9 protein-coding genes are annotated in these 13,990 nt (G+C 47.5%); 3 read left to right on the forward strand and 6 right to left on the reverse strand.

All coding sequences use genetic code 11. The features are described 5' to 3' along the window. Positions 1 to 63 precede the first annotated feature (63 nt). Positions 64 to 831 carry a DUF72 domain-containing protein gene (locus tag QFZ51_RS11330; RefSeq protein ID WP_429045872.1) on the forward strand — a complete coding sequence of 256 codons (768 nt, stop codon included), beginning with the start codon at positions 64 to 66 and terminating at the stop codon, positions 829 to 831. A gap of 42 nt (positions 832 to 873) precedes the next feature. On the opposite strand, the gene QFZ51_RS11335 is transcribed toward QFZ51_RS11330, so the two are convergent. The 4 genes from QFZ51_RS11335 to QFZ51_RS11350 are packed head-to-tail and all read right to left on the reverse strand — an operon-like array spanning position 874 to position 7,913. Further along, complete coding sequence (locus QFZ51_RS11335) at positions 874 to 1,662, reverse strand: endonuclease/exonuclease/phosphatase family protein (protein WP_429045874.1); 789 nt, start codon at positions 1,660 to 1,662, stop codon at positions 874 to 876. 20 nt (positions 1,663 to 1,682) lie between these two features. Further along, positions 1,683 to 3,341: a RagB/SusD family nutrient uptake outer membrane protein gene (locus tag QFZ51_RS11340; RefSeq protein WP_429045875.1), complete on the reverse strand. Its 1,659-nt coding sequence runs from the start codon at positions 3,339 to 3,341 to the stop codon at positions 1,683 to 1,685. Between the two features lie 2 nt (positions 3,342 to 3,343). After that, positions 3,344 to 6,706: a TonB-dependent receptor gene (locus tag QFZ51_RS11345; protein ID WP_429045877.1), complete on the reverse strand. Its 3,363-nt coding sequence runs from the start codon at positions 6,704 to 6,706 to the stop codon at positions 3,344 to 3,346. Positions 6,707 to 6,761: 55 nt separating this feature from the next. After that, positions 6,762 to 7,913, reverse strand: a complete 1,152-nt coding sequence (locus tag QFZ51_RS11350; protein WP_429045879.1) for a FecR family protein — start codon at positions 7,911 to 7,913, stop codon at positions 6,762 to 6,764. Positions 7,914 to 8,098: 185 nt separating this feature from the next. Here QFZ51_RS11350 and QFZ51_RS11355 point away from each other — a divergent pair, with 185 nt between their 5' ends. Next, positions 8,099 to 8,653, forward strand: a complete 555-nt coding sequence (locus tag QFZ51_RS11355; protein ID WP_429045881.1) for an RNA polymerase sigma factor — start codon at positions 8,099 to 8,101, stop codon at positions 8,651 to 8,653. A 110-nt stretch (positions 8,654 to 8,763) separates the two neighbouring features. Beyond that, on the forward strand, positions 8,764 to 9,426 hold the full coding sequence (locus QFZ51_RS11360; RefSeq protein ID WP_429045883.1) for a dihydrofolate reductase family protein: 663 nt from the start codon (positions 8,764 to 8,766) through the stop codon (positions 9,424 to 9,426). A gap of 4 nt (positions 9,427 to 9,430) precedes the next feature. Here QFZ51_RS11360 and QFZ51_RS11365 read toward each other — a convergent pair whose 3' ends face one another. Then, the gene (locus tag QFZ51_RS11365) at positions 9,431 to 12,334 is read right to left on the reverse strand and encodes a glycoside hydrolase family 2 TIM barrel-domain containing protein (protein WP_429045885.1); all 2,904 of its coding nucleotides are present in this window, start codon (positions 12,332 to 12,334) and stop codon (positions 9,431 to 9,433) included. A gap of 76 nt (positions 12,335 to 12,410) precedes the next feature. Further along, entirely contained in the window at positions 12,411 to 13,988 is a 1,578-nt protein-coding gene (locus tag QFZ51_RS11370) for a RagB/SusD family nutrient uptake outer membrane protein (RefSeq protein ID WP_429045887.1), read from the reverse strand. Positions 13,989 to 13,990 lie beyond the last annotated feature (2 nt).

A 13,990-nucleotide genomic window follows, 5' to 3' on the forward strand; every position in this document is an offset into this window, starting at 1 on the left:
TATACAAAAAGTATTCCTGGCTATTACCATCCCCACTGGTTAGATTTTTGCTTTACCCCTTGCATGGCAAAAAAAACCAAAGGCATCTATAAATCGGGCACAAGCGGACTCGTACTACCCGTGCCTAACAAGCTGGCCTATCCTCCCGCTTTCCGGGATAAAAGCCGGCTCACTTACTATGGCTCCCTGTTTAACAGCATTGAAATCAACAGCTCCTTCTACAAAGTACCCCAGGCCGCAACGGTAAAAAAGTGGGCGGACTCAGTACCGGATGATTTTGTTTTCACCTTCAAGTTATGGCGCGACATCACCCATGTGAAGCAGCTGGCATTCCAGGAAGCGGATGTGATTCGTTTTATGGAAGTGATCAATGAGGCCGGAGCGAAGAAAGGATGCCTGTTAATACAGTTTCCACCCGGTGTAACGGTGGAGCAATATGGCCAGGTAGAACAACTGCTGGATATAGTACAGGGCATTAATCCCGCGGATGGCTGGAAAGTAGCGCTGGAGTTCAGGCACAGCTCCTGGTACATCGGGGAAGTGTATGAGCTGGCAGATGAATATGAATGCAGCATCGTGCTGCATGACATTCCAAAATCAAGGAATGAACGACTTAATGCAAAGGCTGATTTTGTATACCTGCGGTTTCATGGGCCCGCCGGCGATTATAAGGGTGGGTATACAGATGATTACCTGGCGCAACGGGCAAAGGAGATCCGCGCGTGGATCAAAGAAGGAAAGGAAGTGTATGTTTATTTTAATAACACTATCGGGGACGCCATTAAAAACCTGGTGACGTTAAACGGGATGCTGCATGTTAACCGCGAATAATAGGGGCCGCACAAATCCTGCGACTTGTGCGGCTCTATTATACTATTTGATAACAATTTCCGCTATCACCGGTAAATGATCCGAGGGATACGGCTCATTTACTACACTGCTGCTTTTTACCGTAAAGCCCGGGGCGTTTGTCCACATAATGTGGTCAATCACCCTGTTGGGGTTGTTCACCGGGATGGTGAACCCGCAACCGGTACAGGAAGGGGTAAATTTTTTCAGCAGTAGCTGGTAAGATGCACTTTCCGGTACGCAGTTAAGATCGCCGGCAAGCAGGAAAGGAATGGCTTTGGCGGCAGCAATTTTATTGATCTCACCTGCCTGTTCATCTCTTACCGCTGCATTGCTGACATCCATATGTGTACAGGCAAAAATTAATTTTTTGCCGCTGCGTAAAGTAATACCGGCCAATGCCACTACACGGTCTTCACTGGCAGGATTCGCGGTTTCCGGCAGGTGTATGGTTTCCGTACCGGTTAAGGGAAATTTAGATAATATAGCCACGCCATATTCACCGCCATCATGATCAATGGCTTTGGCAAAGTATACCTGCATACCGGTTTTGGCAGCCAGTTGTGCAGCCTGGTCAATACTGCCGGAACGTTTTGTGTTTACATCCACTTCCTGTAACGCCACCAGGTCGGGGTGCCGGCTGTTGATAACACTGGCAATGGCATCGACTTCAATTTCCCCTGTTTTACTTTTTGTTGGAGGATTACAGTGATGAATATTGTAAGTCATTACACGCAAGGTGTCGCTTGCTGATGCTTTATTGAAGCAGGCACACAGCAGGAGCGCAGATAATATTTTCAGAGATATTTTCATGATGTTGATCTTTTTTAGCATTATTCCCAACCTGGATTTTGTGGACCAAGAGCAGGGTTACGTTGTATTTGCGTCAGCGGAACAGGGAAGAGGTAGTGTTTCGGATCTACAAATTGCCTGCCGGTCATTACAATAATATAACCGTTGGCGTCTGCCGCAATATTGCTTACCTGTGATGGCACTGCTGCCAGTGATTTCTTCATACCCTTCACATCAGCACCCAGCAGGCTACCTTGTTTCCAGCGGATAATATCATACCAGCGTTGTCCTTCGCGCGCCAGTTCAATCCTGCGTTCCCTCCGGATCTCCGTGCGCAGGTCCTGCCCGTTGGCGGCCAGCTCTGTGAGGATCATCCTTTTCATGCCAACCCGGTCGCGGAGTTTATTAATGGTCAGATCTATATCGCCCTGTGTAAGCGTACCCTGTTCCATCTTCGCCTCTGCATAGGTTAACAGCACCTCCGCCAGGCGCATCACGTGTATATCGTTCTGGTCTTTGCTTACCTGTGATACGGTGCTTACTTCCACGTATTTGGTATAGTAATAACCGGTGATGGTAACGCATCCCAGTTTATCAGACACAAATTTCGGCGCCGTAAAAATAGCGGGATTGGTATTGGCGGGGTTGCCATCTTTTCTACCACCCCAGGTAGCACCCGGTGCAAGAATGGTTTGCTTCATGCGCGGATCGCGGTTCTCAAAAATGTTAGCATAGGTATCTTCCTTGTACAGCGGCGATTTATCGATGGTTAAACCATCACTGCAAAGATACGCATCCACCAATGCTTTGGTGGGATTGTAACGGGAGGCCTGGTCAGGCACCTGCGATTCACGGCTGATGTTATGCATGCTTACATCCGTAAGATTGAGACGGGCGGCAATGGTTTCTTTATTCACGCCGGCACTGAGCTTACCTTTGTAGGTGAACAGGTCGTAATAGTCCTGTGCAGGCTTACCCGTGCTGTAAAGAGAATATACGTTGAGATCCATTACATCTTTGGCGGCTTTTTCTGCTACATCCCAGCGACTGTCGTACAACGCCATACGGGCTTTGAACGCCAGCGCAGTGCCTTTGCTGAAGCGTCCCAGTGTGGGACCAACCTGCCGCTCTTTTTTCATCAGGCTGGCAGCTTCTTCAAGTTCAGATAATATAAAGTCGATGATCTCTTTACGTTTATTACGCGGACCATACAGTTCATCAATATTCAGCGGTTTGGTCACCAGCGGAAGATCGCCAAAGTAAGATACCAGGTTCATGTACATGTATGCCCGGATAGTTTTGGCTTCGCCGGCCATCTGGTTTTTTATTTCCTGTGATACACTGGTAGCACGCTCGTAATTGGCAAGAAATACATTACACTGGCGGATACCGGTGTACTGACTGCGCCATTCTGCATCTACCGCCGACAGGTCAGGACCGAAGTTGCCGCTGCCAAAAATACGGTAGGTATCTCCGGTGGAAGAATTAATACTGTTGTCTCCCATCTGGTCCATCGCCACCGTGTTATTATTTTTCACATTGGCATAAAGCCCGTTCAACGCTAATGTCAGCTGCTCTTCTGTTGTCCAGTACGTTTCATCAGATATGGCATCCAACGGAGTCCGGTCAAGGAATCCTTTCCGGCAACCCGTAGATGTTACCGCTAATAACACGCAGGTATATAGCAATATCTTTTTCATAATTATTTAAAGTTGATGTTTAAACCAAATACAAATGTTTTCACCTGTGGATAAAAACCACCACTGCTCACTGGTGTTTCCGGATCATATCCATAAAAGAAGTCGGAAGCAGTAAACAGGTTGTCGGCAGAGAAATAAAGCCGGAAGCGGTCTATCCGCAGCTTCTCGGTAATGTGCGCCGGAAGCGTATATCCTACCTGGATATTTTTTAACCGGAGATAGGAAGCATCTTCGAGCCAGAAGGTTGATAAGCGCTGGTTATATGAGTAACCATAGGCAAGCCGTGGGTAGCTGGCGCCGGGATTCTGAGGCGTCCACCGGTCCAGGTGAATCGGTTGCGGATTGGAACCATCGTTAATAAAAGCATGACGGGCGGCACTGGTAATCCATCCATCTGCTTTACCTACTCCCTGTAAAAAGAAGCTGAAATCAACACCTTTATAGGCAACATTTCCTTTAAAGCCATACGTATACCTGGGGATAGCGCTGCCTATCACCTGGCGGTCGTCTGCGGCGGTGATCTTTTTATCGTTGTTTAAATCTTTGTAGATGATATCGCCGGGCATCATAGGATAACTGGCATCATAAGGGAACAGCGGCGTGTATTTGTTGGTAGCGGCATCATAAGAGTAATCGGAGATCTGCGAAATACGGTCGGCCACAAAACCATAGAAGGCATCAATCGGCTGACCTACTGTTCTGATCTGGTCGGCGATAGTGGCCGGCGCATTACCTAAACTCATTACTTCATTTTTTACATCAGACAAGTTGCCGCTCACACCATAGCTCACATCACCGATCCTGTCCTGCCAGCCTACCATCAGCTCCCATCCTTTATTGCGCACTTTACCGGCATTCTGGTACGGATAGCTTCCATTCATGCCAAGTACATCCGGCAACGGTACTCTCAGCAAAATATCGTTGGTGTTGTTGATGTAGTAATCCGCCGTGAGGCTTAACCGGTTGTTCAGGAAGGTGAGATCCAGGCCGATATCCTGTTTGGTCATGGACTCCCAGGTAAGCAACGGGTTGGGAATACCGGTTTGCCTGTAACCAAGGGTTAGCACATTTCCGATTGGCATCGTCGCGACAGAACTGATGGAAGAAAGATATCCGAAATCATCCTGCACTTTATCATTACCCTGCGTACCATAGGAGGCCCTGATCTTACCAAAATTGATAATGCCTTCCAGTGATTTGAAGAAGGACTCTTTTGAAAACACCCATCCTGCAGATCCGGAGAAAAACCAGTTCCAGCGGAGGTCTGCGGCAAACCGGGTAGACCCGTCGTAACGGAAGTTACCTTCCAGCAGGTATTTGTCGCTGTAAGCGTAGTTCACGCGGCCAAAGATAGATTGCAATGCATTCTGGCTGCCGTCTGAACCGTTAAGCGGATTAAGTGTACCGAGATTGATGCTGCCCAAATCCTGCGTAGGCAGGTTGGTTCTGCTAGCCGTGAAATTGCGGCTCACCGTTTCTTCAGAAGAAGCCGCAGCAAGCGCTTTCACGTAATGCTTTCCTGCAAACGTCTTTTCATATTCCGCCATCCCGATCACGGTCTGGTACAAAGAAGTATAATCGCGGTTGTCAATCTTGTTGGGATTATTGGTCTGGTAAATCAGTGAATTATCTTCCGGGCTGTAATAGTTAATGGTTTTTGTAAAGATCTGTCTGAAAGAATTACTTTTCACCAGGCCATACTGTCCCCTTAAACGAAAGTCTTTTGTAATATTCAGCGTCGCCTGGATGTTACCGGTAATTTCCTGTGAGGAGAAGTCATTGGTACCGCCATCGGTTACAAGTGCAACGGGATTCACGGATCCGCCGAGATATCCCCATCCGCCGGTGGTAAATCTTACCGGTACCAGCGGAGAGATCTGGTGGGCAGATTGAATAGGCCCGCCTGAACCGCTTACATCAGCACTGGAACCGGTCTGGTTCCGGTCGATATACCCAATGTTGGCATCCAGTTGAAGAATGTCGAACAACGTGGTATTAAGTCTTAAACGCACATTGTGTCTTTTGGCGTTGTAGTTATCGCCGGTGATAAGGCCGCCCTGTTTCAGGAAGCCGTAAGACAGGTAGTAGTTAATATTATTAGCGCCGCCGGAAAGGTTCAGCATATGATTTTGCTGTGGTGCGCCCGACTTGTACATTTCTTTCAGCCAGTTGGTATTGGCGTAATAATTCAGGTCGCTGCCGTTTTTGGCGATATCAATCTGTTCCTGTGTATAAGTAGGATTGTTGCCGGCGTTTACCTTGGCTTCATTTAGCAGCGTCATATAATCCGCAGAACCCAGGAAAGTAGGTAAGGCAGTAGGCGTTTGTACGCCAAAGTAATTGGCATACGTTAAAGACGGCTTGCCGCTTTTACCTTTTTTTGTGGTCACAAGAATAACGCCGTTGGCGCCACGTACCCCGTAAATAGAAGAGGAGGCTGCATCTTTAAGCACAGACACCGTTTCTATATCGTCGGGGTTCAGGATATTAAGGTTGCCGCCGGGAATACCGTCTACCACCACCAGCGGACCGGCATCATTAAGCGTACCTATACCACGGATGCGGATCGTATTTTCATCGGAGCCGCCGGGAATAGCCGTGGCATTGATCACGGTAACACCTGTCATTTGACCTTGCAGCGCTGAAACAGCGGAGGTAGCCGGCCGGCCTTTGAAGTCGTCGCTGCTCACCATACTCACCGCACCGGTAAGGTTGGCTTTTTTCTGTGTGCCATAGCCTACCACCACTACCGCATCCAGGCCCACCGTAGATGGCTTCAGGCGGATGTGGTAGTCTTGTTTACTATCTGCCGTAATAATAATTTCTTCATATCCCAGCATTTTTATGGATAGCTTTTCACCAGGATTCACCGCGATCCTGAACTCCCCCTTATCGTTGGTGATAGCGCCTTTATTGGTGGATTGATTCAGGATCCTGGCGCCGGGAACCGGAACACCTTTTTCATCGGTAACAGTACCGGTTATTTCCTGGGCCGCCACAACCGGCATGGCCTTTCTTTTTACAACAATGGTGTTGTTGTTAATGGTGTAGGTGAAAGGCTGCCCTTCGAAGCACTTGTTCAATGCTTCTTCCAGCGTGGCATTCACCAGGGTAAGGGTTACCGGCCGGGCGTCTGCCAGCATTTCCGTATTGAGCAGGAAATTATAACCGGTTTGTTTTTTTATTTCTTTAAACACTTCCCTTAACGGGGTTTGTTTCTCAGAAAGATTCACCCTTTGCGCATAGGTAACAGCGCTTACCTGCAGCGAAAGGAAAATAACAAGAGAGAAGGAGAGCTTGACTAACCTGAGTGTCTCCCATGACAGTAGACCTGCCTTTTTCAAGGCATGAGCATTACGCTTCATAAATAAAGTTTAGTTTACGAATTATTGACCTGGCCGATATGTTGTGGACGATAGGTTAATTAATGACAGTGATTTTTCCTGCTTCTATTTTAAATTGTACTGTTCCTGTTAATGCCAGCATATTTAATACTTCTGTAACATTTTTAAAGCGCGAGATGCTACCCGCAAAAGATAATTTTTTTGTGCCACTGCTATATTCAATATCCACGTTGTACCAACGTGAAATTTTACGCATGATGGATGTCAGGTCTTCATCATTAAAAATAAAATAGCCATTCTTCCACGACATTACCTGTTCTATATCTGCTTTGTTCACCTTAAAACCTTTGCTCCCGGTAAATATCCCTTCCTGCCCGGGATTCAGTATGACCGCCGCTGTTCCTTCGTTGCGTAACCTTACTTTTCCTTCCAGTAACGTGGTGTTTATACTAGCTTCATCTGCATATGCCATTACGTTAAAATGAGTACCCAATACTTCTACCTGCATGCCTTTAACTTTCACCACAAAGGGTTGCTGCTGGTTATGCGCTACTTCAAAATAGGCTTCTCCCTCCAGCTCCACCATTCTTTCCTTTCCTGTAAACTGGGTAGGGAAGCGCAGTTTACTGGCGGCATTCAGCCATATTTTGCTGCCATCCGGCAATGTCAGGTTGTATTGCCCGCCACGTGGGATGGCCAGGGTATTAAATACCGCCAGCGAAGTTGTTGGCGGTTTATCGGTCAGCTGGTAAACCAGTTGCCCGTTACCGGATTTATTCACCGTGGTATTGCCTTGCGCTGCTATTTGCCCTTCTGTGGCCTTGTTCAGCTCTACCTCCCTGCCATCGCTTAGAATAAGCACGGCCTTATTGGTAGCAGGTGTAATATCTCGTTTTATTACAGGTGTTTTTTCAGCCACCACTGCCAACGGCTTATTCCGCTGGCGCAGGCCGCTGTTAAAATAAAGGAAGCCCGATGCAACCACCGCCAATACTGCTGCTGCCGCTGCTACTGCTTTCCAGGGGAATAGCCGCTTTACGTTCTCTTCCCGCGAAATACTTGCAGAGAGCCTGTTGTATATCTTTTCTTTTAATACTTCGTCGGAATCAGCGTCATCGGAAAAACAAAAGTCATCCTCATACTGCTGCAGCCGGATCAGCTCTTCAGGGCTGCAATCCCCGTTCAGGGACCTTTCGTACAGATCAAGGTATTCTTCTTTTGTCAGCACAGGCGATTCATTTATTCTATAGAGACAATTATTTTCCCTTACACACCTACTTTTTAAAAAAAAGAGTATTTTGTCGGGGAAGGAAGCGCCAACAGGTGTTACACAGACAATCAACCAGGATCAATTCCTATATAGTTCATCTTAATTTAACATGCAGGTAATTTTATTTTGTCAATTTTTGTGACATGATTAGGTGGGATGCTAACACAGCAGATGCTGATTTATGGCTTGCAGTCAGAGACGGTGAAAAAACAGCCTATAACCTGTTATTTAACCGCTATTGGGGAAAGATGTATCAAACCGCCAATAACCTGTTAAACGATCCGGAAGCGAGCGAAACAATTGTGCATGATATATTTCTCACCTTATGGCTTAAAAGAGAAGAACTGCATATCGTTCATTTCCGTAACTATATTATTTCCGCCACCCGCTATCATGTATACCGGGTGCTGAAAACACGGAAAGCGTTCCAGGTAGTGGAAGCAGAAGAACATATGGCGGCTATCGGGAATACCGCAGAAGAAAAAATCCAGGAACAGTCTTTCCGCCAGCAACTGCACGCGTCCCTCAGCAATTTACCGAAACGCAGTAAAGAAATATTCCTGTTAAGCAGGGAAGAACAACTCAGCAACCAGGAAATCGCAGAACGGTTAAATATCTCCAAAAGAAGCGTGGAAAACCAGATCACCCACGCGCTACAACACCTGAGGCTTTATCTTAAACATTTATTGATGTTGTAAATAGTGATGATTCCGGCAAATTGTCGCAATTCACCCTTCATAAAGTCGTATTTACACAGCCCCGGCCATTCTTACTGAAAGTATCTTTGAATCAAATAACAAAGATTACTATGAGAAAGATTATCGTCATCACTTTTATGTCTATGGACGGCGTTATGCAGGCGCCCGGAGCCCCCGAAGAGGACCGCAGTAATGGCTTCAGATGGGGCGGCTGGATGACGCCTTATTCCGACGACTTCACAAATGGGATCATGAATGCGCTCATGTCTCAATCTTTTGATCTGTTGTTAGGAAGACGAACATATGAGATATTTGCGGCTTACTGGCCTTTTATACAGGATCATAGTATCGCCGACAAGTTTAATAGTATCCATAAGTATGCAGCGTCCGGCAAACCAATGGATCTGAGCTGGGAAAACTCCACGCTGATCACCGGCGATGTAGTGGAAGGCCTCCGGCAACTCAAACAACAGGACGGTCCCGACCTGCTGGTGCACGGCAGCAGCAAACTGGTACAAACCTTACTGGCGAATGGTTTGGTGGACACACTCACCATATGGACCCTCCCGTTAACCATCGGTGAAGGCAAACGGTTATTCCGGGAAGGGACCCAACCGGTGGACTGGAAATTAGTGGACGTAAAAAGCTCCCCGAAAGGCGTGATCATTGCCAGCTATGAACCGGGAGGAGAAATTAAACCGGGCTCGTTTGTAGGGGATAACCCCAGCGAAGCGGAGCTGGCAAGACGCAAACGGGTAGCGGAAGGCGGATGACCGGTTACATCGTCCCGTACAGCTGTATTTCTTTTACCGCTATCCTGCTGCTTTCTGGCTGGATACCGGTAATAAGATAACGGACATATCTTACCGCTGTGCGATGGAAAAGCACCGGCTGATAATTTTGCCCGGATACCCGTTCCGTGCTCTTTACACTTGTCCAGTCGCTGCCATTGGCAGATACCGCGATACTGTAAGTGTACCAGTCGCTGTCTTTCCCCCATACTACGCGGCTGCCGCTCAGCTGGTATTCATTTTTCAGATCCAGGGTAATGCTAACAGGAACACTTCCTGCGCCGGATATCCATCCTGTGGCGGTGTTGCCGTCAATAACCGCGTTAAGACTTTCATCCGCAGGCTGAACAAAACTGGCCTTGCCGGCGAGTTTAATTTCCCGGAGCTGTTTGGCGGCAATGGTATCCGTATAATAGGCAGTCATTGTTTTTTTATCTTCGTGTATCCATGGCCGGTGGATACCGTCTTTTACATATTCATAGGGTGTTGCGGTGGTTTTAATCACCTTACTGCCTGGAGCCATGCCGGCGCTCTTTACGTTGATATATATGTTTCCTGCTGTAGCAGTGTGGCGGATAACACCATAGGCAATGCCGCCTTCCGTTTTCTGCAAGGCAATACCCGCAGCCGGAATATTTCCGCCTATGAGGGTGCCTTGTCCTGATACACTGATCTGAACAGTATAGGATTGCCCGGCGGTTTGATTAGATACAAGTGTGCCGTTCCGGTCGCATACCTTCACATAAAACGGCGTCATAGAAAATCCGTCGGCGGTGGAAGTGGCAGCGCCGGCAGGAATTTCAATTTCCAGGTGATGAGGCGCGCCGGGTGTTTTTACAATATGCGTGCAGATGGCTTTTCCATTCAGGATACCGATGGCTTTCAACTCTCCAGGCTCGTATTTCCCGGTGTGGAAAACAAAATAAGGACTACCGCCTTTGGCCGCTACAAAAGGAGCGGTACGGGCATTTTGCGTCCTTGTTATTTCGCCGCAGAATTTGTTGTTCCGGTAAAGTTGTACGGCATCACAGTTAGAGAATACCATGATGGAACTATCCAGTGCTGGCTGGTTATTATAGCTGCCAATGTATACCATTGGGCCATATGCCGGATTGCGGGCATCCTGCATCGCCTGTAGCTGGTAGTAACTGAATTTTTCATAGCGGTCAAGATCGGTAACGCCGCTGAAAGCGGTGATGGGATCGGAGCCACGCGTGTAATCATTGTAGCTCCATACAAAGTAACCGCCAATTCTTGGATTGGCATCCAGTCCGCCATGATCCCAATAGCCGCCCAACGCTTCGGATGTTTCTCCGTTCAACGCATTTTGCCGTAAAATACATTGGTTGATCAATCCTTTCTCTGTGTACATCCTGCTGGCGCGCAGGCTGTTTTCTTTTTCAGCATCGGCCATCCAGCTATCTCCCCACTCACGGGTAATAAACGGGCGTGATGGCATAGGGTCGGTGCCATCTTCATTTACCACTTTGTAGGAAACGTTGTAATGGTCTTTGCTGCGTGCGTTAAAATCATCGGCTACAAACAGTTGGTTGCCGGGCATTTCAGCCCGTGCGGTTTGTACGGCCTTTTCCATCCATGCTTCGCTGGTGGGTGATTCATTCAGGGAAGTTTCCCACAGGAAAACAGATGGGTGGTTGCGGTCGCGGCGGATCATCTCCCGGATGTCGCGGTAAGTGTTTTCAACGAAGAGGGAATCTTTGGAAAAAAATTGCCATCCCGGCTCACACTCAATCACCAGTAAACCTGTTTTGTCGCATGCCTCCAGGAATGTGGGCGATGCAGGATAATGTGCGGCCCGCACGGCATTGAACCCGCCCATTTTCAGTTGAAGAGCATCCCGGTATTGCAGGTTGTCTGTGGCGGCATCACCGGTGTATTCGTACGCCTGGTGCCTGTTGGCGCCGCGCAGGTATAATTTCGTTCCATTGATATAAAAACCGTCGGCAGCGAAAGCGATGTTTCGTATACCCGTATAGGTGATCAGGCTATCCACTGGTGCATTGTCTTCATAAACAACAGATACCAGGCGATACAGGTAAGGATGATCCGGATGCCATAAATGAGGAGCGGTCACCGTCAGCGATTGCCGGATATCTGTATCTGCCTGTGCAGGAATGGGCTGTTCAATGGCTGCTGTTGCTACCGGCATGCCACTGGTATCAATCAATGTCGTTTTCAGCGTGGTATGTACCGGTTTACCGGAAGCATTCACGATATTGGTTTTTACCGCAACAGCTGCAGCGTTTTTGCCAACGGAAGGATAGGTGATAAATATGCCGCCACCGGCTACCTTGTTAGCTTCCAGTGGATGGGAGATAAATACTTTGCCGGTAACCGTCAGTGACACATTTCTATAGATGCCGCCAAAGTAATTGAAGTCGAGCTTCGACTGCGGCTTTCCGGGTGGGATCTGCGGGTTATCTTTATTGGATACCCTCACTGCCAGCACATTGTCTTTTTCAAAATCCACATACGTGCTGATATCCACTACAAAGCCCATGTAACCACCTGTATGGGTCGCTATTTTTTTACCATTGAGATACACATCCGCAGTGGTTTGCACGCCTTCAAAACAAACAGTGATCCTTTTATTGCGGAAAGAGGAAGGTACTTTAAAATATCTCCTGTACCAGCCGATGCCCTGGTACACGGCATTGCCGCCGTTGTGCTTTTTTTCAATACGCATTACGTGCGGAATGCTGATGCCCACCCAATTCTTGTCATTAAATGTTGCCTGCTCCGCCCCGGTGATATCGCCTCTTTGAAAGGCCCAGTGGGTATTGAAGTTAAGAACGGTTCTGCTTTGCTGGGCGCATAAGGTAAAAGGACAAATAAAATAAACCAGCAGGCCGGTAATGAAACGATACATGTGAATACTTTTTAAGCATAAAAAAATCCCGCTCATCTTTCAACTCGCGGGATTTTTTTTGATTGTTACAGTTGTATTAGTAACCTGGGTTTTGTGTCAGGTTTTTGTTGATATCTCTTTCTGTCTGAGGCACCGGCCAGAGGTAATCCCTGTTTTCCACAAAGGTGCGCTGCTCAACGGTGACGTGGTCTCCGCTGAGGGTAAGCTTGCCGTTGGCAGGATCTACAGTACCCAGTCGTGCGCCGTATACGGTGCCGGATCTAACGGCAGTGCCTATCTTCCAGCGTTGAATATCGTACCAGCGTAAGCCTTCCAGTGCCAGTTCCACCCTGCGTTCGCGTCTTACGAGCGTACGCATTTTATCAACGGTGTTATACACGGTTCTGTCTATCACTGGCATGCCAGCGCGCTTTCTGATGGCATCTATTGCATCATACACGGTATTGTCAATAATGCCTGATTCAATTTGTGCTTCGGCATAAGTGAGCAGTATTTCTGCGTAGCGGATTACGATCATATTCAGCCCGGTGTTCCACATATCCGTATAGTCGGACAGGTTAGACGTGAATTTTTTCGGGATATAAGCTGTTTTAGAATTGTTATCCCCATTATAATAATCACCGGAGGTATTTTGAATAGAGTTGTAGTATTTACCTTCATACAACTGGCCGGGACATACGATCGTAGCTGTTAAGCGTGGATCCCTGTTATTGTACGGATCATTTTCGGAATAGCCGGATGTTGGATCAGTAATAAGTTTGCCGTTTTTCATTTCGTAAGCGTCTACCAGCGCCTGAGTGGGATCCAGCGAGCCCCAGCCACCAAAGGAGGAAGAAGGCATTACGCCGATGTCGGCATTGGAATAGTCATTCTCTTTATACTGCACATCGAGGATCACTTCTTTATTGTTTTCGTTCTGTATACGAAACAGGTTCTGATAGTTTGGAAAGAGTTCATAACCCAGGGCCATGATCTTTTTACAATCAACGATACAGGCGGCGTAGTTTTTATCATACAATTCCAGCCTGGCCTTCAGGGAAATAGCCGCGCCCTGAGTAATACGTCCAACGTCGCTACCACTGTAGTTTCCCGGGAGGGTAGGCGCAATCGCTTCCAATTCGTCCAGTACAAATTTGCGTACTTCGGTAGCGGCTGTGCGGGAAATGGTATTAGCTTCTTCACTGGTAATAGTGTTTTTGACCAGCGGTACATCACCATAAAGCTGTGACAGCGTGAAGTACTGATAAGCTCTCAGAAAACGGGCTTCACTTTTAAACTGCGTTTTTAAGGTTTCGTCGATCGGTGTTTTGTCGATGTTTTCCAGGAACCAGTTGCATTTCTGAATGGTGGTATAACTCCAGCGCTTGGAGGCACTGGTATTGGCAGGCGTAATGTTGCCATTGCCATAATCCGTATAGCCTTCCCAGTAATACTGGCTGTACATATTATCGCTCACAGCGTCCATATAAAGGATGGTATAGTCAATTTCCCATTCTTTATAACAGCCATTGAGTGCAGCGGTTGCATCGTTCTGCGTTTTCCAGAGAACGTCGTTATTATAGGCATCCAGTGGCTGCCTGTCGAGGAAATCTTTATTGCACGCAGATAGCAGTGCAGCAGAGAAAAATATTATATAGAGAATGTTCCTTTTCATGA

It is taken from the genome of Chitinophaga sp. W3I9 (assembly GCF_050434025.1).
Taxonomy (GTDB): Bacteria; Bacteroidota; Bacteroidia; order Chitinophagales; family Chitinophagaceae; genus Chitinophaga.